General features: G+C 53.3%; 16 protein-coding genes. 11 read left to right on the forward strand and 5 right to left on the reverse strand.

All coding sequences use genetic code 11. The features are described from left to right. Window positions 1-76 precede the first annotated feature (76 nt). The 5 genes from AB4O12_RS04505 to AB4O12_RS04525 all read left to right on the forward strand — a co-directional run bounded on the left by AB4O12_RS04505 (window position 77) and on the right by AB4O12_RS04525 (window position 2022). The gene (locus tag AB4O12_RS04505; protein ID WP_125926598.1) at window positions 77-337 is read left to right on the forward strand and encodes a hypothetical protein; all 261 of its coding nucleotides are present in this window, start codon (window positions 77-79) and stop codon (window positions 335-337) included. Window positions 338-361: 24 nt separating this feature from the next. Further along, window positions 362-694, forward strand: a complete 333-nt coding sequence (locus AB4O12_RS04510; RefSeq protein ID WP_460060478.1) for a hypothetical protein — start codon at window positions 362-364, stop codon at window positions 692-694. A gap of 67 nt (window positions 695-761) precedes the next feature. Continuing rightward, window positions 762-953 carry an MbcA/ParS/Xre antitoxin family protein gene (locus AB4O12_RS04515; RefSeq protein WP_125926600.1) on the forward strand — a complete coding sequence of 64 codons (192 nt, stop codon included), beginning with the start codon at window positions 762-764 and terminating at the stop codon, window positions 951-953. A 148-nt stretch (window positions 954-1101) separates the two neighbouring features. Beyond that, a complete protein-coding gene (locus tag AB4O12_RS04520) occupies window positions 1102-1224 on the forward strand; it encodes a DUF4062 domain-containing protein (protein WP_460060479.1) in 123 nt (40 codons plus the stop codon). Between the two features lie 579 nt (window positions 1225-1803). Beyond that, window positions 1804-2022 carry an antitoxin Xre/MbcA/ParS toxin-binding domain-containing protein gene (locus AB4O12_RS04525; RefSeq protein ID WP_460060480.1) on the forward strand — a complete coding sequence of 73 codons (219 nt, stop codon included), beginning with the start codon at window positions 1804-1806 and terminating at the stop codon, window positions 2020-2022. Between the two features lie 899 nt (window positions 2023-2921). Here AB4O12_RS04525 and AB4O12_RS04530 read toward each other — a convergent pair. After that, on the reverse strand, window positions 2922-3989 hold the full coding sequence (locus AB4O12_RS04530) for a DUF4760 domain-containing protein (RefSeq protein WP_460060482.1): 1068 nt from the start codon (window positions 3987-3989) through the stop codon (window positions 2922-2924). Between the two features lie 306 nt (window positions 3990-4295). Between AB4O12_RS04530 and AB4O12_RS04535 the strand changes: the two genes are divergently transcribed. Continuing rightward, window positions 4296-4742: a hypothetical protein gene (locus AB4O12_RS04535; protein WP_460060485.1), complete on the forward strand. Its 447-nt coding sequence runs from the start codon at window positions 4296-4298 to the stop codon at window positions 4740-4742. 52 nt (window positions 4743-4794) lie between these two features. Here the strand turns inward: AB4O12_RS04535 and AB4O12_RS04540 are convergent, their stop codons facing one another. Beyond that, complete coding sequence (locus tag AB4O12_RS04540) at window positions 4795-5643, reverse strand: hypothetical protein (protein WP_460060486.1); 849 nt, start codon at window positions 5641-5643, stop codon at window positions 4795-4797. Window positions 5644-6055: 412 nt separating this feature from the next. On the opposite strand from AB4O12_RS04540, the gene AB4O12_RS04545 reads away from it, so the two are divergent. From AB4O12_RS04545 to AB4O12_RS04565, 5 genes are all read left to right on the forward strand, one after another. Further along, window positions 6056-7261, forward strand: a complete 1206-nt coding sequence (locus tag AB4O12_RS04545) for a hypothetical protein (protein ID WP_460060488.1) — start codon at window positions 6056-6058, stop codon at window positions 7259-7261. Between the two features lie 251 nt (window positions 7262-7512). Further along, window positions 7513-11979: an AAA domain-containing protein gene (locus tag AB4O12_RS04550; RefSeq protein ID WP_460060491.1), complete on the forward strand. Its 4467-nt coding sequence runs from the start codon at window positions 7513-7515 to the stop codon at window positions 11977-11979. A 104-nt stretch (window positions 11980-12083) separates the two neighbouring features. Next, window positions 12084-12920 carry a hypothetical protein gene (locus AB4O12_RS04555; protein ID WP_460060494.1) on the forward strand — a complete coding sequence of 279 codons (837 nt, stop codon included), beginning with the start codon at window positions 12084-12086 and terminating at the stop codon, window positions 12918-12920. Next, window positions 12911-13693 carry a hypothetical protein gene (locus AB4O12_RS04560; protein WP_460060496.1) on the forward strand — a complete coding sequence of 261 codons (783 nt, stop codon included), beginning with the start codon at window positions 12911-12913 and terminating at the stop codon, window positions 13691-13693. The genes AB4O12_RS04555 and AB4O12_RS04560 overlap by 10 nt, the downstream gene beginning before the upstream one ends. Before the next feature lie 1111 nt (window positions 13694-14804). Continuing rightward, entirely contained in the window at window positions 14805-15056 is a 252-nt protein-coding gene (locus AB4O12_RS04565) for a hypothetical protein (protein WP_460060498.1), read from the forward strand. Window positions 15057-15673: 617 nt separating this feature from the next. Here AB4O12_RS04565 and AB4O12_RS04570 read toward each other — a convergent pair. The 3 genes from AB4O12_RS04570 to AB4O12_RS04580 all read right to left on the reverse strand — a co-directional run bounded on the left by AB4O12_RS04570 (window position 15674) and on the right by AB4O12_RS04580 (window position 18742). Further along, entirely contained in the window at window positions 15674-16177 is a 504-nt protein-coding gene (locus AB4O12_RS04570; RefSeq protein ID WP_460060500.1) for a hypothetical protein, read from the reverse strand. Window positions 16178-16965: 788 nt separating this feature from the next. Beyond that, on the reverse strand, window positions 16966-17946 hold the full coding sequence (locus AB4O12_RS04575; protein WP_460060502.1) for an endonuclease/exonuclease/phosphatase family protein: 981 nt from the start codon (window positions 17944-17946) through the stop codon (window positions 16966-16968). Between the two features lie 451 nt (window positions 17947-18397). Then, on the reverse strand, window positions 18398-18742 hold the full coding sequence (locus AB4O12_RS04580) for a hypothetical protein (RefSeq protein WP_460060505.1): 345 nt from the start codon (window positions 18740-18742) through the stop codon (window positions 18398-18400). Window positions 18743-18795: the final 53 nt, after the last annotated feature.

Genomic DNA, 18795 nt, shown 5'->3' on the forward strand with positions numbered 1-18795 from the left:
AAATCCAAGCCACCGGCACGGTTGAGGTGTTCGGTGCAAAACACTCAAAGTCCACGATGCCGTCCGTGCTCTGGGCATGCGCCATCTGGAGCTGAGAGGTGAGCCGGTGATCACCACTGCACTGGTAGCGTTGAAGGATCTGCTGATCGAGAGCATGGAGAAGAACCTTGATGCGTCACGGTTTGCGCTTCTCACTCGGATATTCATCAGGCTCAACGACGTGATGACCCTGATTGGATTGGCAGGGGAGGAGCTGTTCTACGAGATGGGGCTGTCAGTCGACATCACTTCAACCTTAAAGCAGGTGCTTGATGAAGGTGGTCTGAATCCCCACTAGGCTTTCTGCGCGCTTGATGGGCTTGTGTTTTCGTTGATGCGAGAAGGTCGCTTCGAAGAAGTGGCTGAGTCTCTGCTCACAATGGAGCAGCTCCTGACCGAACATGGATTTCGGTTCCGTGAGCAGGTCGCTTGGGCGATGAGAAAAATTCTGTTCGCTGCCGACCAAGGCCGCGAGGACGAGGTGAGGCAGCTGGTGGAGTACGCCACGCCAAAAATTCCGGACGCTGACAACCAGCGGGTTTTTGACTACAACCACTCGATCGCTCTGTGGAAGTTGAAGCGGCACAAACAAGCTGAAGCGCTATGCAAGAAAGTGATTGATGAGTACTTCGAGATTCTCGGGCTGGCTGCATGACCTTCCATGATTACAGAACAGACTAGGCTTGCACGGTGATGGCGAGCTCGATAGTGCAGGGTGGCGTATGCAAAATTTAGATGCGGTGTGGCAAAAAGCTGAGCAGGTTTTTGGCGACAGGGCCAAAGCCGCAGCATGGCTTTCGACGCTTAGTCAGTTATTCGGTGGCGAGGCACCTATCGACTTCGTGAAAGACCAGGAAGATTTAGAGAGGGTGATCGAGGTGCTGACTCAGATCGAGCATGGGTTCGCTTGTTGAAAGCTGTATTCACTGCAGGTGGGGAAGGGCTGATCACCCGCTAGTTTGAGTGCTACTTAGCTCAGGTCGGGTGCTTAGCACTGGCCTCTGTTATGACATACAGTAGTTCTCCAAGGCCGTCAGTTAGGCTTCAGTTTGGGGGATCTTTATGAAGGTGTTCGTGAGCTCCGTTGTCGGAGGGTTTGAGCAGTACCGGGCTGCAGCTAGGAAGGCGATCACACTGCTGGAGCACGCGCCAGTGATGTGCGAGGAATTAGGTGCACGTCCTTAGATACCACCTAGAAGAACTCCGCCGATCATGACCCATGTAAGCCTTTTTTTGATGTGTAAACCGCGTTGGTTAACAGATCAAAAATTTAGTTTACAAGTCGAGGTCGAGGGCGACTTGGAGTTCTAGACGCTTGGGTATCAGAGCGCTTATAGAGCTAGGGCTGATTACCCCGCAACCTAAAGCGTCCCACTTCACTGGCCGCCCCGGCAGCCGCCGCAGGTACCCTATCTCACGGTTGCTACCACCGGCTCACGGCTTCCGTCTGATGGGTGACAGCCGGATTCACGCAACGTCAATTGCGCTGAAGCCAACCGTAATGCCATTTTGGGGTTGGTTTTTGGAGGACATGGTCGCCATTGGATCAATCCGACGCCGAATGATCAGCCGCATACAAGGAGTCGTCTTGACGCCAGTCATACTGCCCGCGCTTCTCACGGCTGAGCGCTGCCGCTCTGAAGCAGTCCACCGCCGGTGCATCCCAAATGGCAGCAGACGCCTGCCAAGCAATCGACGATAATCACATCTCGACCCAGCCACATGCCCGGCGTGAGGCATAGCCAAAGCGGAGCGCGCTTTCTCATGAGCACTTTGTACCCTGATCAACACGACCGCTACCTAGAAGTGCTCAGAGCAGCAGAGAGCTTGTATGGCGGCGATCTTGACGCGGCAATGCGCTGGATGTTTCTCCCACTCAAGGCGTTTGATGGCAAAGCTCCTGCCGGCATGGTCACAACCAGGCTGGAGACTGACACCGTGATTGAGTTCATCAGGCGCTTAGAGCATGGGTTTGTCGCCTGAGTGACCTCGAGCTGGCCCCTTTTACCCGCAATGCTGTCGTAGGCCAGGACTTGGCGGTCTTCAAAGTGTATACACCAACCAACGCTCAGACTGGAGCGGCCACGCGATCGAGAGGCCAACCCATCTCGATTACGGACGAGGGTAATCGCCAGATTTCCTTAAATGTCGCTCGATATTTTTCAACCGGTGCGTCTCTATTTTGTTTTGCATAGATGCAAACGCACGCTCTTGGTTCAAGGCTCGCCTCTGTTTGAACTCTTCAGAGGGCTTGACGGCAACAATGGTGGTGGCCACAGGAGTGCTCCACAACTCGGATAAAGAACGAGTTGATCGGGTGCTCAGAATTCTCCGCGAAAAAGGGCACACGCTGAATGCTACAGCGTTACGTGCATGGGATGTAGGTGATGGTTGGGCGCCAAAGGCCGCAGATGAATTGGAGAGGCTTGCGACTCGGATTGCTGGGCTGAAAAATAAGCCTACTCTGAGTGGCCCGGATCAGGCGGAACAGCTCTGCGCCTCTTGGGTCACAAAAGCCTCCAAATAGCTGAGACATGCAGTGATTTCGTGGTCAATCCGAAAGGTCATCTCTGCTTGCATGGGACAAGGGAAGGGTGCTTGGGTGTCCTGCGAGATGTTGGGTGGATACTCGTGGGCTCTGTCATGTCAAAAACGACGGGCTTTGATGTCGCCGCAGCCTTGAGAGCCCCCGCTGATAAGAAAAGTCAGAAAGCTACCAGAATCAAAACGCGTACCGTGCTTTTCACCACTGATCTCCGGCCTTAATCGCCCAGTCTGATAAACCGCGAGCATAGGCCTCCAGCGAAATGAGGCAATCTAGCTCAGGCATGATAGGTGGGCACAGGCAGTAAAGGGCAGCCATCGCTAGCTGCCCTGGGGGGTCACATCGGGAACTTGCGGCGCTTGAGTTGCTTCTCGAATTTTTTTAGCTTGCTCTGGATGGGGCGTGTTCTGTTGTGGCTCTTAAGAGCTTGCAGAGCCTCGTTGATGATGTAGGAGGTCTGCCTCGACTCATTGGAAATTACGCCAGTGATGTTGTGACGTAACGTCCATTTCACCGCCAGCCATTCAAAGTTGACCCAGACCCGTTCCTGCTTCCGTTGGCGTCGTTTGATTAGGCCATAACACAGCTCGTACCATTCGATGAAATGGCTGCCGTAGATGTTATAGATAAAATCTTCGTCGTAGATTTCGTAGCGCACTGCGTTGGCGCAGCTCTCTAGCGCATTCAGGAGCGCGAAAGCAGATTGACGGTTGTTCCAATCAATCTCTCCCTGGGTCTGGGGGACGGTGGTGCAAGATTTTTCCGTTTCCGTAGCCTTGGGAGCATCACTGGTCTTAGCAGTGTCATCGACTTGAGCACCGGCAGCAGGGTTGTTCTGGTTGCCTTGTTTTGTTTGGGCCTCAGCGCTGGGGTCATCTGTTTTTGGGTGCGAAGAATCGGATGCGGGCTGCTCCCCAGATGCGTTGCTGACGCCTGGGTTGCTAGTGCTCTTGGCATCAGCAGCCTTCGAGCCGCCGTCAGCGGTCGGGTCGCTCAGATCTGACAGGCTTGCCATATACTCGGCAGCTTTGCGACGGTTGAGTTCGCCATCGTTCTGGAGCATCCCTTTACGGATCTCTCCCAGCGCCTTCATATGAGGCGTAAGTAGACCTAGCTCTTTTGCGAAATCGAGCGCGTTCTTCTCACTGGCCGTTTTACGAGTGAACCCGATCGTGATCGCCACCAACCCGATACTGAGATAGGCGATAATCGGTACTAGGTAAGAGGAAGGGTTGAGCCCGTTAACTGAGCATTTCAGCTCGCAGCCGGCCTGATAATAGGCAACGTAGCCGAGCGCGGCGATCAGCGCGGCGGCAAAGAAAATGTAGACCCAGAAGAAGACGTGTTTGAACCGGTGGACGAACTTAAAAAGCATTTCCTTGCCCCAAAAAAAAGCGCCGCCCATATGGGCTGGCGCTTGTTTGCCTAGCTGAAGAATCAGGTATTCAGAACAAATCCCAATCGATTTCCTTAGCGGTCAGATCAAGCTTCAGTTTTGTCATGATTTTCTCCTAGGTTAGGCTTCCAAGCGTAGCTCATCTCAGCTATGCCTAATTTTCCCATTGTTAGATGCCATTTTGCAATCGAAAACGGGACATCGTTCTGACATGGCGATGACCCTTCAGGTTCCTCGCGCTAAATCACAGCTATGCTGAGATGTGGCCGCACTTGATCTTACTATTCTAGCAGGTCGCGGAGGTATGGCGTCAGGGTGCTGCTTGCCGAGGTTGCCGGTTTCTTGCTGATGGCTAGGGACTTTTTCAGGAAGGCCGAAGAGCTACAGTGGGAGGGTGGTGCAAACAATCGCAGGCTCGCCGCCATTGCTACCGTCCACGCTGTCGAAATTTTCCTCTATGGATTGTTTGAGCGGCGAGAGGATTTGGCGCTCTCAGCATTTAAGGAGAATGGTACCGAAACGCTCGGCCCCAGGGAGACGCTGAGGGTGTTGCAGGATGCACTCCAGCGTATTGGCGTGATAACAGCACCCCAGCGTTTGCCGCATCGCGACCAGGTCAGTTCTTTGGTTGATCGCCGAGATGGAATCATTCACCGTGCCCATGAGATGAGCGCAGCTGAGCTATCTGATGGCATTCGAGATGCTCGAAAATTTATAGAACGATTCTCCAAACAACTGCTGAATTTAGATTTACTTCCATAAGTTTGGGGCTGCTGCCCCCTATTTTCAATCCGTGCTCACAGGGGCGTTCTTGTTAACAAAAAATTCGAGACCATGATTTTCTACGTATGGTGTCCGACTTAATCGCAAGCGAAAACACAAAAAATTCATATAGGTGGGGTATGACGGGTAATTTTAATTGCTTTTCGTTCTCAAACTCCATTGCCTCGTGAGCGATATAGTTTAGGGCGTCATACAGCGGCCTGATGAACTGGACGATTTCCCAGACTAGGTGCGGTGCGGTTTTCTGTATTACATGCATTCTCCAATAATCGTCGAAAAGTGTCATAGGGTGGCCGTCAAAATCGAACCTTGATGAGTAGCCTACTAATCCTGCTCGATCAAGCTGGTGCATGACCTGTTCAGCTGATTTGTTTAGCTTCGCGTACCCTATCTTAGCTTCTGCGACTTCTATGCAGATAGAGTACCAGTCTCCGAGCGGGCCGCGATCTGCGGTCGTGTTGTTTAGCTCGCGGAGGTTGTAATAGCGTGCCTTGTTAGCAAATTTCTCCAGGAAATCCAGAATTTTCTCCTCAATGCTTTCGGACGGTGGTGCTTTCACTTTTCCGTGGCCCCATTTGTTTCTCACGGATAGTGCGTGCAGGTAAGTAGATTTAATGTTGTGCCCGTATTTTTTGCGTAGCTCATTATCAGTTGGAGGCTTGTAGTCATTTTCAAGCATGTGATTTGCAATTATCACGAGCTTTAAAGTTCGCTCAATACCAATAGTTAGCTGAAAAAATGCCGAATAAAAATTGCCTACTGTTCTCTCGTCTAGGTTGGCCTTTAGAAGCAGATCGATTCCTAAGAGGAGTGACGTTCTAGCTAGATGGCCTTCTTGCTGCAACAGGGTAAATGTACGACTGAAACGTAAATCTCGCATGGAGTCCATCCCAGGTTGGCAGTGGTTGCACTTGAGGGTAGTAGGAGGTGAAGCAGAAAATCCAGTGACCGGAGTGATCGATGTGCATGTCCGCTTGCTCCAGCCGCGCCGCATGATCTATCAGCCCTAGAAAGGGTTGAGCGATAGTCGCATCATACTGTAATTGAGTCGTCCCTCTGGCCCACTGAGGCTATTGCGATTGAGGGGCTATCACGACGTTTTCGCTGTAGAGGCTGGTGCCTTCTTGCCTTTCTTTGGTTTGGTAACCCGAATTGGTAGGTTGGCGACGCTTATCGCAATGCGCAGGCTCTAGATCATGCGATCTTGAGGTAATCTTGCGGCTCTGCAGCATCATACCCATGCATTGGAGCGATTTCACTCCTTGGCATCATCAACACGTCAGAGCGCACCAATGTCCGAGGAAATGGAGTCTTCACCTGTTGCAGTCAGTGCGTGCGTAGAGCAGTGGCTGGAAGGGCCTTACGGGACATACGCGCGGGCAAAGGTGTTGACGCCTGGCTCATCTGTGCAGGAGGCGATCTACAGTCCGAAGGCGTTGAAGTGCCAGCCCGAACTCAGCGTGCCATTTGATTGCAAAATCCAGCTGAGTAAGGGTCGCTGGCGTGTCGTTGAGGTTGCAGAAAGCGCAAAGCCGCTTGAGGTTAGGCTCACGGGATTTGTTGAGTCTGATTCGTTGGTTGGCGGCCAACGATCCTGGCGGATCAAACTTGTCCCCGGGCAACCTGGTGCAGCGCACGCGACACTCGATTCCAAGGCGCTTCGGGCGGCAAGATTTGCACATGTAGAACGGGGGCAGGAACTCACATTCATGGCGCTGCCGAATGAGGCGGACTGGACTGTGACTGAAATCTTGGAGCCGACGCTATCAACCGTTATCACTGATTCGCTGATCACATTCTACGCATTCTCGCTGCGGGAATGGAGCACGAATGATTCCGTTAAAAGTGTGCCCTTCGCAGTCAGGCTGCCAAGCGTTTCGATCTGGCCTCTGGTAAACGTCTTCACTACATTACTGCGGCGTCAGTCGATTCCATCCCTCACGAGAGTCGACGTAAGTGACCCAAGCGCAGTGAGCCGGGCAGAAGACTACATCGAGCATGCGCAAACTGTCTTGCGGGAGGGCTCCCCTCAAGAAATCGACTGTCTGAATATCGGGTGCATTGAGGTGACGCTGGTCTGGAATGCCCGAGGCTTCTGGAATACCCAAAAACTTGTCGCCCCGATTCCGATGCGTGAGCCAACCCCCAAAGAGGCCATTGACTGGGTTGAGGGCACGGTCGTCGCTGTCGATGATCCCGATGAAGGCGAGTCCAACGAGGTGGACGCCGAGCCACTGGAAGACGACGGGATTGCCTCCCAGGATGCTCCACCTGGAAGCGACTCATCCAAGAAGAAGATTCAAAAAGTGAAAGTGACAATTGAGATCAAGGATCGAAGGGTAGGACGGGGTAACGTCAATGGGTTCCTCAAACGTGAGGAGATTGTTTACGGCGGACTCACCAAAGGAACAACGGCCATCGTCCAGTTAGTCGGCAATCCACCCTACTGGAATGTCTGCCGTCTGCATCGATCCCTGCCTATGCGAGGTGAAGCATGAGGGCAGCGCTGAGTACGTTTCTAAAAAACTTGTCCGCTCTCTTTTCACCTCAGGCAACTGAGAGCACTCCACCGCTACGCGGTGCCACCCCAGTTTATGCTTCCGTTACGCTCTGTTCGCTTGCCAAGGCTCACTCACCAGCCCAGCCTCATTCGTCAGCCGAGCCTCATCCACTTGGCAACTCGGTGTCGGCTGTATCGCGCTCGCCTGTGCTGTCTCCAGAGGATGTTGCCGCCTACTGGAAGGGGGGCTTGGATTACGTCAACTTCAGCTCTTTCGGTGGCAAGTCTAAAGACGCGCCGGCGCACAAGATGATACTGGCGTTGGACGAGGTTGCTCAGGTCGCAACCCAGATTGAGGATGGATTGGTCGGCGAAGATGTAGCTGTCGTCTTCATGCTCTGTCAGCTGAACACTCGCGACAAGCGGCTTGTGAGTCGTCATCCGTTGCTTGCTGTTCCCGCGTTGCTGGTGGAAGAAAAATTCCTGGCACCCCGAACCGCAGGTGCACCTATTTTAAACCCTGCTTATCTGTACCCTGATCAGAAGGGGGATGCCTTTGCGATCGCTGATGGTCAACTGGCCAATGAACGCATGTTCAATGCCCTGGGGCAACTCTCTTCGGACAAGTCACTGCAGATGGATTGGGCAACGTGGTGGTCGACGCCACTGAGTGTTGTGCGCGAGCTACTCGATGTCGACCAGGACGAGGCATTGCTTGGGAAGCTGAAATCGCTTGCCAAGGAGACAGCGGCCTCAACCACTAGAGGCAAGACCGACTCCGTCAATTGGGTGCTCCGTGCAGTCGTGTTCCCCTCTCAAGGTTCTGCGGCAAAGGCGATGGTTGATGTGTACGCGAGCTTCCTCGATGCCAACGAGCGCCCCAAGATTTCTTTGTTCGAGCGGTTTTGTGGTGGTGATCAGGCACTCCAAGCCGCGAGTATGCCGAGTGGGATTGCCAACCTGATCACCGGCCATATTGACGAGTACGACGACTCCAAAGGCAATCGCCCACTGTTCCCATTGGACGAGTCCCAGCGCAGAGCTGCATGCGCTGTTGCCAGTCTTCAAGACGGCGAAATCCAAGCGATTAATGGCCCTCCTGGAAGCGGTAAGACTTCGATGTTGCGTGCGGTGGTTGCCAGCCGATGGGTCAGTGCAGCTTTGAACCAAGAGGCATGTCCGATCGTTGTCGCTTGCGGGGCAACCAATCAATCAGTCACCAACGTTATCGAGGCCTTCGGCAAGGCACCTCATCCGGACGACTTATTGCCTCACGCCGAGCGTTGGATCGCAGGGGTGCCGAGCTACGGGGCATATTTTGCATCCAAGAGCATGTTGAGCAACACGGACAAACAAGCGGAGCTCGCTCGGTTCGTCTGTGTACAGGGCGATTGGGGCTCTACAGGCATGCTTTGGTCGTACAAGGATAGGCCTGCTGTCTTGACGCCTAACAACGCCTTGGAGCTCGAGGAGGCCTACCCGGTACACGCCAGAAAGGCCTTTCCCCAGCACGCTCTGCCGAGCATGGAAGCTGCCGTTGAGGTTGTGCACCGAAAACTGCGTGTCACCGTTAAGTTGCGCGACACCTTTTTGGAGTACTTGGCGAAGGATGATCCAAATTGGTTGGCGCTGCTAGAAAATGCTCGGCCAACCCCGGCAACGATTTGGCACCCCGATCGCCACGAACAGTTGGATAGGCTGATTGGCAATCTCAAAAAGAACCGGGGGGATGCAGATGCAGCGCGAGGTGCAATCGACCTCACGTTTAGCTGCGACGCGTTTCATTGGGCTGCGCGGTATTGGGAAGGACGTTTTCTTCTCGCTCAACGTGAGCGCCTGTTCTCCCGACACCCTGCAAATGTCGAAGAGTCGCTGCGTCGTCTTTGCATGCTGACACCTTGTCTGGTTTCAACGCTGCATAACGTATCGACGCTTGGACAAATTAGCCCCTTGGTTGAGGGCGATAGCGCAATCAAGCACTCCTTTTCCCTGTTTGACCTCTTGGTAATTGATGAGGCAGGACAGGCATCTCCGGAGCTTGCCGGCCCAGCGTTGCTCATGGCTAAAAGAGCAGCGGTGGTGGGGGATCTGAAGCAGCTAGAGCCTATTTGGAACCACAAGTCGCTAAGTGAGATCGCTGTCGCATCGGCTGCAGGCGTTTTCAATCGTCTCAATGATCTGAAGCAATCGCGCTTGTCGATTGCTGATGGCAGCGTGCTTGCTGCTGCCCGACTAGTATCGAAATGGCGAGAGGAAAAAGATCTTGGGATCACTCTGCGGTATCACTATCGCTGTAAGCCAAGCATCATCGGTTATTGCAATGCGCTGAGCTACAACAAGACGCTGGTACCCAGAACCTCTGAAGGCAGTCCTGGCCACGAACCCGCCATGTCGTGGGTTTCGATAGAGAACCAGCCTGTCCGGAAGGGCGGATCTCTGTGCAATCCAATGGAGGTGGAGCACATCACCAGTTGGATTGGTGAACGCTGGCCTGCCTGGCAGACCGATCCTGTCACGATGGGAAAATCCATTCAGGATATTGTCGCTCTGATCACGGCTTACCGCCCGCAAGCCAACCTCTTGCGTGCTGAACTCGAGAAGGTGTTCGATCAGTTGAGAGGTACCGGCTCGATCTCTTGGCCCACCGTGGATGACATCAAAAAAGTCACGGTCGGTACTGTCCATCAGCTGCAAGGTGCAGAGCGACCTATCGTCTGCTTCAGTTTGGTTGAAGGCCCCGATGAAGCTGCAGGAAGCTTCATGGATAGGGATGCTTCTCTGTTGAACGTGGCTGTGTCGCGAGCGAAATCCTCCTTCATCGTCTTTGGGCATCCGAAGCGGCTGTTTCCTGCCCCTGAGGCAAATGAAGCGAGTCTTGCGCCAATCCATTTTCTCGGTGCTTATCTGCGCAAAACCCCTCAAGCTCGATTGCTGTACCCAAGACGCTTGGTAGTTATCGAGGCGGGCGGGAAGCAGCAGACCTTGGCTCGAATCCTTGGCAAAAGCTGCGCGGTGATCGCTACCCACGGAGCTCTCCAATATCTTCCCGTCCGAGGGGGCGTGGACGTTGCCGCGGGCCTTATTCCGATTCCTCGAAATGAGATGGGGGCTGGTGCTTTTCTTGGTGAGGTGAGCAAGATTATCGACGCGGTGGAGGATGTCGTCATTGCGACCGATGACGATCGCATGGGAGAGCTGATCGCGTGGCAAGTCCAGCGGTTGCTCAAGGAGCGCGCTTCAGGCAAGAGCCTGTTACGCGTCCGCTTGGGAGGAATCAACGGCCCTGCAGTTAGAGCGGCGTTCAATGCTCCGGGTAGCATCGATGAAGGCAAAGTTGCCGCCGAATCCGTGCGAGAGATCGTCGACTTGTTGGTTACGCAGCGTTTTTGCCACGACGACTTGCGCCGAAGTGACATCGATATGCGTGAGTTGAGCGATTTGGTCAGCTGTGGCGCTTGCACTAGCCCTCGCGATCAATCCCCAAAATTTAAGCTGGTGGGACGAGTTCAGGGTGCGATTCTTCGCTTGATTCTTGACCATGCCCGGCGGGCAGTATCGCTTCAGGCGCGTAGTCGGATACGCGTGAAGGTACGCGTGGGCAATGAACAACTGTCAGGTTATCTTTTTGACATCGGCGAGCAGCGCGACCTTACTCGCACCTCGCAGGTAGGGCAGATCATCACAAAATTGGGGTCTGCTAAATTAGAGCTGCTGAGTCCACCGGAGGTAGTCCGGGAGCAAGCGCATCCTCCTGTGGCTGGCACATTCTCTATACTCGCAGAGGCATGGCAGCGATTTGGCCACCTCCCGTGGAAAAGCATGGAAGCGTTGCAGGCCTTGTATGACGGGTCGTGGAGGGAAGGCTTCGGTGACGAAGGATTTGAGCCTGAAGATCCGATCGTTTTGGCGTTCCTCGCGAGCGGCCATCCTCCTGTTACCCCGTTGGATCGAGCCGCTCCACCCACTGTCCTGCAAGGCGCTTTCAACAGTCAGGTGTGTCGCGATATCTACCAAATCATTTGGGATCGTTTCAGTTTTGCCGAGTCTGTCGGAGAAGCAGGAGCACGGGTGACACGAGCCCGGCTTGATTACGTGTTTTCTGGCCAGAGTCGGCTAGGCGTCCGGTTTGAGGGCGTCACTGGGGAGAAGCTCACACAGGAGCAACTTCATCTTCTCGAACAAACAGCGCCTGACAATGACGCCACGTTCCTGCAATACCACTTTTCGGAGTTGTCTGATGCGCCCCTTGATTTTGAGGGAGAGTCGGCAGGGCGCTGGTTCATGCCGATTGATCGACTTTTGCTTGAGATGGAAAAAATGAATATCGGTCGTCCGTCGACCTGCGCATCCGCCCTTGAAAAGCTCGTCAGGAAGGGACTCCTGGAAGCGCCCGTCCATATGGGCCAGCTCCGTTTGACCCCATCTGGGGTTCAAACTGCTTTAGCGCTGGAGGGTGCCGCGCCGGAGTTGTCTTCACCGCTGTTTTGCACGCGGCTTGCCGAGCTTCTTGAATCTGTCGAGGAGCACAAGATCCAGGTGCGTGATGCTTTGTCGCAACTGCTGCCGCTGTTGATATCGAATGAAAAAAACAGCTCAGAGATTCAAGAGAGAATCTGGACTTCGCTCGAAACCATCGAGAGAGCTCAACACAACCGTTTGGTTAGCAAGCGGAGTGGAGGTTTGATCTCTCCGCCCTCACAGGGTGCTAACACATGAGCGGCGGTTTGACGTCTTATCCTCGTACGGGGGGTGGAGGGGGAGCTTACGGCGGTCAAATGGACTCACTTATTAAGCTTCTGTTGATACCTGGAGGCCAATCAATGCAGGCAGAAGCCGATCGCTTGATTCAAATGCTGCAGCTAGCCGTTGGCACCATGCCCCCGCAAAGCATCGTCGTTTACGGGAAGCGCGCACGAGATGCTTTGTTTATAGCTCGACTCAATGGATCGCTGAAACTCCCGAGGCACTTGCAGGCGATGGAGCTCTGTGCGCAAGCTTGGAAGAGTATCTACCCTCTCGACAGTACAGCGCTCAAAGCCCGTTCCGATGCGGCGAAACAACAACTCGCATTGCACGTAGCTCAGGGCGGAACAATTCAAGAGCTGAGATCGATCAAAGAAGGGATTGGGCTGATTGCCTGGCTGTATGAAACGTCCGCTTTGCTGGGGGAGGATCTGGCTGGGGGGATCATTGCCCAGTCGAGTACCTATCCTGGATGTCGTTATGTGGGTGCTACTGATACTTCTGGAGCGCTCGCGTACCTGGAATGTGCCGGTGCATACAATGTGAATGTCGTCGTGCGCGTGGCGATTCCTGGAGCATCGCAACCTTTGCTTGTAGTGGGTGAAGCGAAGGGTGGTAAAAGTGGTTTTGGGGTCGTGAAAACCTCAAAGCTCATTCGGCAAATGGGGCACGTTGCTCCGACGGTGAGCCAAAATGAGCTCATGTACGCGCCCTCACGTGCGCTGTATATGCAAAAGGCCATGCGAAAATGGAAGAAGGGCGGTGCTCCTGCCCATGTAGTCGCCCGGCAGCAGGCGGGCAAATTGATCATGGATGCCTACCGTTCGCTGAGCCTTTGTTATGTGACGGCCAGAGGAGACGCAACGGTGAACAGTCCGATCGATACATCAAGGATAAATGCTGAATGCAGATGAATATGAGCGGGCCTTTCAAACACGCGGCAATGGCCAGGGAGCTGGCAGGGGAAGCTGTGCAAGACAATCAGGCTGCATTCTCGCAAATGGAGCGCAATTGGAACATCGCGCGTGCCAGCCAAGACATTACGGTAGCCCTTGCTGCGCGGGGAGGACTGTTCGAGTGGCTGGCTGCCAGTGCCATTCTTGGACAAGAAGCCGATTTTGACTCTGGTGCCAAAACTGTAATCCAGTGGGGGTGCAAGATCGCGGAAGCGTTCAGGCCTGCCCCCGAACTGCTGCTCGTAGAGCTGAGTCTAGCGATCACCTTCAAAGATCACGCTGCTCGGCGGCTGCTTGCGTCTGCCGTTCTCAAAACCGCTCCCACCGATGATTTCTACAGTCTGGAGCGCGGGCAATCGCAAGCCATGGCTGCTTTGGTCGACCTTGACTATGACACCGTCCAGCGGCACGCGTTACGGCTGCATGACGCGTCTGCCAGTGGAGAGTTTGATAAGGGCGACAGCCTTTTGGCTGCGGCTTGGGCAAGTGTTATGGGCAAGCTTGCCCAGCGGGATTTCCAGGGCTGTGTCGACGCGTTGTCTCTCGCTCACAAGGAGTTCTTGCGACAGGTTAATCAAGAGCTAGGGCGGCTGCAGCGGGGTAGCGATTCCGATATCACAACATTCGACATGGTGGATTGGGCAGGAGGTGCGATCGCTCAGCTTTTGGTTGATTTCGGATACAAGCTTGAACGTCACAACAAGCGAGACTCACAAAATTTCGAATTCTAAAAACAAGCCTGCAATTGGGGTAGCGCTAGCATGGGAACCATCGTCGAGTTTTACACTGCAAGGCAGGTCAACGACCTGTCAAAGCCGGCTCGCAGCGGCACCTGTACACTCGTGCAAAGCCTATCAATCAATTCTCTCATGGTAGAGGTCTTACTTGACGCTCTAACGGGGACGGGCCTTGATCCCCTCATAGGTGACGGCAGTGATTCAGAGCGCTCAATATTCGTAGCTCCGGCAGACTTGCATCGACTTAGGGCGCAATCAGTGCAGTGGTCTTTGCAGTCTGGCGAAGTCTTGAGGGAAATTTACGAGGCTGTAGATAAGGGGATCGACGAAGCGGAGTGGGCCAAGCGCGGTCTTTTGATAGTGATCAGGTAAATCAAATCACCGTAACATTTTCGGTGGTGCAAAAAATGCAGCACGTGCAGGACTTCTATGGTCTTTATAGATATCCATGCAGGATACCTTTCGTATCCGTTCACCCGTTAAGGCAGTGGCTATATGTCTCAGCGGTGGAAGGTTGGTGCAAGGGTGATGAGGCCCCAAGCGAATCCTGAAAACAACTGATGTGGCATGAGTTTCAGCCAGCTTGAAGCAGAGCATGCGGCCCCCGGAATTGATCTCAACGACGCATGTCGCAGTCACACCACAGTCCCTGCAAGCCAGCCCCAAACGCCATTCATAGCATTTGAGTACAAATGTACGCTGCAGGTGCGCCCAGGCGTTGATGGGCCCGACTACCGGAAGATTTAGCGGCCCATTCACCAAGACGCTGCTAAGGCAGTATCAGCTGGCGGTGCTCTTTGCTCTCGATAAAGAAGCTGCGAGATCTGTTTGCAGTGTCGAGCATGGCGGTGTGAACCTTCTTATCCGCATTGAAGTAGAGCCTACCTCGCGATGAGGGGTGCAGTTCGACCAGCAGGTTTTCAACGTCCTGCTTGGACAATTTGAAGTACTGTTGATCAATCTTCAAATTTAGACGATTCCACTTCCAGCGGAACTGTGTGAGTCGCTCCCTGCTAGCTGAACAGACAGTAAAGGGGCGGAGAACATTGATCGCTTCCTTAAAGCGACGATGGAGTTCCGGAAGGGGGAGGCCTCCTAGGTCTGCGTGGATGACGCTATTGCGATAGCCTTTGAGCTGTATCGCCTCGCCAAGGTATTTGCCCGCTGGGAGCGGACTTACGGCGATGCCGCCTTGGGGTTTGCCGCCGCATTGGCTGCCGATACGCTGAAGCTCACGCAGGAAGACGCCCGGGCACTGCTCGAGGAGGCTATCGAAAACCGTAAGGACAAGGCCTCCAGCCTGCTGGGGTTGCTCCTGCTCACCCAACGGGCGCTGTTCCCTGCCTCTAAAAGGTAGAGAAGTGGATGTAAACCAGTTTTCAATACTGTTAACCACAGTGGTTTACAGTGCAAAAAGTTGGTTTACAGCTATCGGTGTGACTGGAAGACTTTAGAACTTTACCTTAGTTTTTGCAGATTTTTGGGCGGTTGGCGTTATAGCTTAGTTTTCCCCTGGCTGCGCAAACCGCTGGCACTTGTGCGGAAAAGGGCGAGGGCGACGGCAGGGCGCCGGTGCGGGCGTGGTAGGCCGAATACTGTATATATAGTTCTATTTGTAACCCTAAAAACCTGGCACGTGGATGTCCTGATTAACGGTGTCGACCATGGCGAGTGATCGCCAGTGGAGAACGGCTACAGGCCCTGTGCTACGGGTTTTGGAAGCTCATCAGGAACCTGCACAGGGGTGCAACGGTGCACTTGGGGCCTCGGGGGTGCCGTATTTTGCTAATACTGTATATAAATACAGGCTGTTAATGCCCGGCTGGGCCAAGCAATGCACGGCACAGATCGACCCGCCAAGCGGCGCATGACTGGCGGTGGCTCCAGGATGGCCTGGTGGGCTCATCATCGGCGCTGTTCCTGATCCTGAAGACTCAACAATCACATGAGCAGAGCCGCCCGTGCACCTTGATTCTATTGTGCAAACTGGAGGGCATTTCGAGGCGCCTGGCCTGCGAATCTTGCGATTTCTAACTCAACGTGATCAGGTTCACCCGTAGGGAGACTGGCTAGCCACACTTGAACACGGTCTTCCCAACTGGCTTCGCAGAAACGGGTGTCAGGCCAAAAATTGTGTATTCCGTCAGCAAGCAGTTGCTTGGCAAGTTCTCGCTCGCGCGCACCGATCAAGCACCAAGCAACGAAGAATCTCTCGTCCCAGTTAGCAGAGCATAATAAATGTATTGGGGCGTCAGTTCCGATGCCGAGTTGATCAACTTCGCGGTCGAAACAAAACAGCCCGTTCAACTGATCCATGTACGATCCTGCCGCCATGGTGTCGACGGCTTTGAAAAACCAACCGATTGCTTGGAATTGGCTAAGTCTTACAAGTTTTTTCTGGGCAGCAGATAATGAGCGGGTGCCAAACCATTTTTTGGTTCGAGCGCGAGAGCATGAAGTAGACTTGGCGTCGGGCATTTAAATGCCGCCTTTATTGTTATTGTACGCATACAGACATGTTAAGTATGGAGCAGCTGTAGGTGCAAGCTGATTAAATTTTAAATGTGTCGCCTAACGATACCTGACGAGGAATATAGTCTCGACAATGCTGAATTACGGGTCTATCCACCCATGTCCGACCAGTGGCGCAGCTTATCCCTGAGTAACATGGCGTTGATGTATTCAGCTGATGAAGGGCCGTTAGTACAGTTGCGACTGCCTGTGTTCGGCTGCGCTTGATGGCGTCTACTGAAACTGGAAATGTCTCGATATAGTCGTGGATGCAAGCCATACGCTGTCTGCCAATGTCGAGCGGGGGGCTAGAAACACGCCTGGTGCGCTATAGCCCACGCAATATAGACCGTCGAGAAGGATGCAGCCCTTACTCTGTAATTCCGAATAGACGCTTTTCCTATACTGAGGGTGGGTCGGGCAGTGCCTTGCCTGGCCTGAGCAAAATGTTTATGAGCTCTGAACGCGGGGAATGAAGAGTTGGGAAGGGAATGTCCCATCAATTCGTTGAAAATCGCTACTGCCCTCGTCTTGTGGGCTTTCCAGGGTAGTGAAGCAATTGGGTGATCGTAGCTCAGTCCATTATTGTCTCCTTGGCCTGCAGAGCTATTCCATCCGGCTACATTTTTATAAAAGCCATGTAAATCAGTAAAGTGTGAAAAGCCACCCGATGTTTACGGTCATCGAGCGGCTTGATAGAAAACCCTGGATAGGCGGGGAGTGGGCCTCAGCACTGTTGAGGGGGATACGCTTGCTCAGAGGCAGTTCTTGGCTCGACGGAAGTCTCGGGCCATAGCGTCCTTCTCATTGGGAAACTCAACTCGGTTTTTTGCACTAACGGTTGCATAAGATGGGCAGCCGGGCATGTGATAGATCTTCGTCTTCAGATTTCCGATAACCATTGCCTGGGCTTGTGAAGGGATTGGTCTAATCGTCGGGTTACGCTCCGCCGAGCCCACAGGATTGGCGATTTTGCGTGACGATGTGCTGGCCTGCAGAGAAGAGGTCGTCGAGTTGAGACGGACGTTTAGAAAAATCGGTGCATGGTCGGATACGCGAGATCTTCCCTGGGCATTGTTCAGGCCTAGGTATTTGGGGTAGTTGAACACCTCTGCTCCATTGATCCGCATGCGGCTGTCTTTACTGATGAATACATTGTCGTAAAGGTTCGCGAATTGACCATCCTTGGCGGACAGGGTACTCGCTCCTTTAAGCATCAGTGGTTTTGCGAGCTTGTCGAGGCTTGCCCATGCTTGAGCCGCCGGCGGAGTGTTGAAGTCACCCATCAGGAAAATTTGATCGGTATCGGGGTAGGTCTGATGAAGCCAGTCCCAGTAGTCTGACAGCGCGACGATCTCTGTGGAGCGTTCTGCCTGATTTTTTCCATACAGGATGTGCACCGTGGCAGCCACAAAGAATGCGTTGTCCCGGAGAGACTTAAAGCGTGCCGAGTAAGGCTCGCGCTCAAAGGTATCTCTCCTGTCCAGGTAGGTGACTGCGCCATCTTCATAGGAAATGGCATCAGCCCGCCATACGAACCCATACATTTCTTTATAGCTAGACCGGCCGACCGCATGAGATGCCATGGAACTCCAATGTACGCCAGTCTGCTTGGCGAGCTCCTTGGTCAATGCGTTAAGAGCATTCTCACTCATCAGCTCCTGCACAGCCATGAAGTCAACGTTTTTTGCGACCTTGGCAATGGCTTTGAAGTCCTTCGTTGGGCGCACACTCAAGTGTTGGAGATTCCAAGTGGCAATTTTGGTATCTGCATGAGCGGAGGGAGAGAAAGGGGCGCAGAGGCACAGTGATATTGCGAGCAAGAAAGAAGGCTTAGAGTACATCTCTTGAATCCAAAAACGTGAAAATATACATGAGCTCAAGTGCATAGTCTTCGGGAGATACAAGATTTTTTAGATGCGCGTCCAAGCCAGGATCGCGTGATGCTACTAAAAGGACAGTATGTCGAATTGAAGGTTCTTTGCAATTTAGGTGCTGAGAGAGCGCGGTAAGTAGTTTAATCAAAGAGTGGAAATTTTTGGGGGGAGTACTGCGAGCACTGATACCCGTTCTGACAATGACTCGGCATATAGAATCCGTGGACAACCGCCCAGCGCCTACTGCTCGAAGTAAATCCGGAGGAAGGAAGTGAATGTGTACGCAAGCAGAGCAGGGATCCAATGGCATTCATTGACAGCGTACGCGGCGCCCCCCACGTTTAGCTAAATTATGGAAAGTCGCTAAGTACTCATAGGGATAGCTTCTGGCTGTGACGATGGTATAGTTGGTTGGGAGCCTGGCTTTCAAGTGCTGGAATAAATAACGCGTACCGTCGGGCACGATAATCCATGTAAGATTGGAGTTTTCTAAGCTGCCGTAATAGTTCTCAATCGTGCTCGCTGAATGAGTGGCTACTGGCTCAAGTTGTATTTTCTTGTCGCCTTCGATTATAGAGATGCCAGGTCTGCCATCAATGAGAGCTAAAGTTGAGTACGTTGCTGGGGGCAAGGTTTTTTTGAAATAGCTGATCATGCGGCACTCTAGTTGTAGGGGGGTTGCAATAGTTCTCCAAATAATGTGTCTGA

It is taken from the genome of Pseudomonas sp. S2_A05 (genome assembly GCF_054668485.1).

Bases quoted from the DNA above. Each gene is read 5' to 3' on its own strand.
- AB4O12_RS04505 (WP_125926598.1), top strand. From the start codon at position 77: ATGCGCCATCTGGAGCTGAGAGGTGAGCCGGTGATCACCACTGCACTG.
- AB4O12_RS04515 (WP_125926600.1), top strand. From the start codon at position 762: ATGCAAAATTTAGATGCGGTGTGGCAAAAAGCTGAGCAGGTTTTTGGC.
- AB4O12_RS04520 (WP_460060479.1), top strand. From the start codon at position 1,102: ATGAAGGTGTTCGTGAGCTCCGTTGTCGGAGGGTTTGAGCAGTACCGG.
- AB4O12_RS04525 (WP_460060480.1), top strand. From the start codon at position 1,804: ATGAGCACTTTGTACCCTGATCAACACGACCGCTACCTAGAAGTGCTC.
- AB4O12_RS04530 (WP_460060482.1), bottom strand. From the start codon at position 3,989: ATGGGCGGCGCTTTTTTTTGGGGCAAGGAAATGCTTTTTAAGTTCGTC.
- AB4O12_RS04540 (WP_460060486.1), bottom strand. From the start codon at position 5,643: ATGCGAGATTTACGTTTCAGTCGTACATTTACCCTGTTGCAGCAAGAA.
- AB4O12_RS04545 (WP_460060488.1), top strand. From the start codon at position 6,056: ATGTCCGAGGAAATGGAGTCTTCACCTGTTGCAGTCAGTGCGTGCGTA.
- AB4O12_RS04555 (WP_460060494.1), top strand. From the start codon at position 12,084: ATGCAGGCAGAAGCCGATCGCTTGATTCAAATGCTGCAGCTAGCCGTT.
- AB4O12_RS04560 (WP_460060496.1), top strand. From the start codon at position 12,911: ATGCAGATGAATATGAGCGGGCCTTTCAAACACGCGGCAATGGCCAGG.
- AB4O12_RS04570 (WP_460060500.1), bottom strand. From the start codon at position 16,177: ATGCCCGACGCCAAGTCTACTTCATGCTCTCGCGCTCGAACCAAAAAA.
- AB4O12_RS04580 (WP_460060505.1), bottom strand. From the start codon at position 18,742: ATGATCAGCTATTTCAAAAAAACCTTGCCCCCAGCAACGTACTCAACT.